General features: G+C 38.7%; 4 protein-coding genes. All 4 read left to right on the plus strand.

The features are described from left to right. Positions 1–180 precede the first annotated feature (180 nt). Positions 181–549 carry an IS66 family insertion sequence element accessory protein TnpA gene (tnpA, locus tag BLR54_RS14775; protein WP_090422414.1) on the plus strand — a complete coding sequence of 123 codons (369 nt, stop codon included), beginning with the start codon at positions 181–183 and terminating at the stop codon, positions 547–549. Next, positions 542–901, plus strand: a complete 360-nt coding sequence (tnpB, locus tag BLR54_RS14780) for an IS66 family insertion sequence element accessory protein TnpB (RefSeq protein WP_090422416.1) — start codon at positions 542–544, stop codon at positions 899–901. Before tnpA ends, tnpB (BLR54_RS14780) begins: the two co-directional genes overlap by 8 nt. A gap of 284 nt (positions 902–1,185) precedes the next feature. Beyond that, complete coding sequence (tnpC, locus tag BLR54_RS14785; RefSeq protein ID WP_242871269.1) at positions 1,186–2,841, plus strand: IS66 family transposase; 1,656 nt, start codon at positions 1,186–1,188, stop codon at positions 2,839–2,841. Positions 2,842–2,913: 72 nt separating this feature from the next. Beyond that, positions 2,914–3,020 (plus strand): IS66 family insertion sequence element accessory protein TnpB (gene tnpB / locus BLR54_RS15295; RefSeq protein WP_143008467.1); only part of this gene is annotated, 107 nt, incomplete at its 3' end.

Raw genomic sequence — 3,020 nt, forward strand, 5'->3', positions numbered from 1 at the left:
TATTAAAACTGATAGGAGCAATAAGCCATGCTCAATGACACTACCAGTTTTAAGAAGATATACATTGCTACAGGTTACACTGATCTTCGCCAAGGGTTAACCCTCAATCATGAGTACCTTATAATTCTAACATATACATGAGATGATTAGCCCAAATACATTCTAAATGGAGGATATCTCATGAATACAACTAAAGTAATACATCAAGCAAAGCTAAATAACTGGGCTGACCTCATTCGTGAGCAACAAGCCAGTACCATGAACGTCACAAAATTCTGTGATGCTCATTCCATCTCAAAGTCCCAATTCTACTACTGGAAGCGTCGTCTAACTGAACAGTTTGTAGAATCTCAACTTCCGGACATTGTTCCTATTACAAGTCCGGTTCCGGATACTTGTTGTACAACTTTTAAAAGTTGTACAACAAATCAAACTATTTCTGCACTTTCCACACTAAAGCTTACTATCAACGACATCACAATAGAAATCACAGAAGACACGTCAGACTTTCTTTTAAACAAAGTCATTAAGGCGGTGCGTAATGCTTAAAGATGCCGATTTTAATTACTTCCCAGCAGTCTATGTAGTTTGCGGCTACACCGACATGCGGTATGGAATAGATTCTCTTGCTGCTATCATAGAAAAGAAATACAAGGTTAATCTATTTGTACCTAACACCTTATTCCTTTTCTGCGGTAGACAATCAACAAAAATCAAAGGTCTCCTGTGGGAAGGCGATGGATTCCTGCTTCTTTATAAACGAGTTGAACGTGGTCACTTCACCTGGCCTAGAACAAGTGATGAACTTCGCCAACTTCGTCCCGAGCAGTTCAAATGGTTGATGCAGGGCTTCGCCATTGATCCAATCATTTATGATGCTGAGCCCAAGTATTCTGCTTGATTTATTATTTAGTTATTGTGCAAAACAGAGATTATTTATCACTGTTTTTACCACCTTTTCAGATGGTGCTGTGCACAGCTTAAGACCGCTACTATGGCTTATCTTGTAGTAATCTAAGCTCTACACAGCACTTTTCTTTTTACATTAATCTCTAATCTAAGATTTCTTATACAGCCTCTATGAATGCCTTATTTATAGGCATTTTCACCATTTTTAATTCTCACGGAATTCGTCTTTAGCCCTTGATTTTGCTATAATAAATGCAGACTTAAGGAGACGAAATCATGTTGCAATTAACCGATGAACAACTGAATAATCTTAACAAAGAAGCGTTGGTTATTATTGCGTCTTCTCTTCAAAGTCAGCTTGTTTTCATGCAGGAGCAACTCAACACTGCTAACGCCCAGTTGGCGGATACTAATCGTCAGATTGAACTTCTTACCGAGCAGATTCGAATCATGAATCAGCGTCAGTTTGGAAAGAAATCTGAAGCTTCTTCTGAAATCGAGGGACAGATGTCTCTTTTTGATTCCTTCAATGAAGTTGAGGCCACAGCTAATCCATCTGCTCCAGAACCAGAAATCACAGAGATAATTATCTCTTCTTATAAGCGTTCCAAAACTAAAGGCAAACGAGATGTTGACCTTGATGGTCTTCCAGCTCGTATCATTGAGCATAAGTTATCTGAAGAAGAACTCGCAGAGAAATTCCCTAACGGCTATAAGGAACTTCCTGAAGAGATTTATAAACGTCTTCAGATTATCCCTGAGACATTTATTGTTGATGAGCACCATGTTCATGTTTACGCATCTAAAGACAATGACGGAACAATCGTAAAAGCTCCTCGTTCAGTTGATTTGTTCAGGAATAGTATCGCCACCCCATCTTTAGTTGCATCACTTATAAATGGTAAATACGTAAATGCGTTACCTATCGAGCGTCAAAAGAGAGCCTTTAAAGATAACGGAATTAACCTTGAAACAAATACCATGTGCAACTGGATAATAAATGCTACTGAAAGATATCTTTCACTTGTTTATGACCGTATGCACGAGCTTATCTATGACAGCAAAGTAATCCACGCGGATGAAACGCCTGTTAAGGTAATGCAGATAGATAAAACAAAAATCAAAAATGGCAAGAAGACTTACATGTGGGTTTATAGAAATAACCCTCACTGCTCTGAGCATCCAATCGTTTTATACGATTGGAAACCATCTAGAAAAGCTGATCACCCGAGAGAATTCTTAAAAGACTTCTCAGGAACCGTGGTCACGGATGGTTATCAGGTCTACCATAAGCTTGGTAAAAAGCGGCATGACCTTCAAATCGCTGGCTGCTGGATTCATGCAAGAAGACCTTTTGCAGAATTCATTAAGTCCGTTGGTACTGAAACAGCCAAAGGTTCTATAGCCGAAGAAGCTTATGCGATGATTACCGAAATCATGCACATCGATAATTCCTATGATGACCTCACTAATAGAGACCGCAAAAAACAGCGTCAACTTGTTCTTAAAGAGAAAGTCGATGCTTATTTTGAATGGGCTAAATCCAAATACAGCCAAGTAACTCATAAGAGTGTAACAGGTAGAGCGCTTGCCTATAGCCTTAACCAGGAAGAATACTTAAGAGCATTCTTGAATGATGGTAAAATCCCTATGGACAACAACTACGCTGAGCAAGCAATCCGACCATTCACCATTGCTCGTAAGAATTTTGTTCTTATTGAATCATCAAATGGTGCTAATGCAAGTGCTATGATCTTTAGTCTGGCCGAAACCGCCAAAGCTAATGGTCTTAATACTTACCAATACTTTGAATTGCTCCTCTCTGAGATTCCAAAGCATATGGAAGATAATAATCTTAACTTCCTAAATGACTTAATGCCTTGGTCGAAATCAGTTCAGCAGAAATGTCCTAGCAAGTATAAAAAATCTTAAATTTTCAAGTTACATAATTTATATCTTAAGCCCAGCAGTAATGCTGGGTATTTTGATATCTGGTACTCATGATTGAGGGCTTACCGCCAAGGTATTGATGGACTGGCATCATTCGTAAAGCTGCGATTCAACTTGGATCCATTTGATAAGGATACCCTGTTTTTGTTCTGCGGAAGAAA

The organism is Pseudobutyrivibrio sp. YE44 (assembly GCF_900104335.1).
Taxonomy (GTDB): domain Bacteria; phylum Bacillota; class Clostridia; order Lachnospirales; family Lachnospiraceae; genus Pseudobutyrivibrio.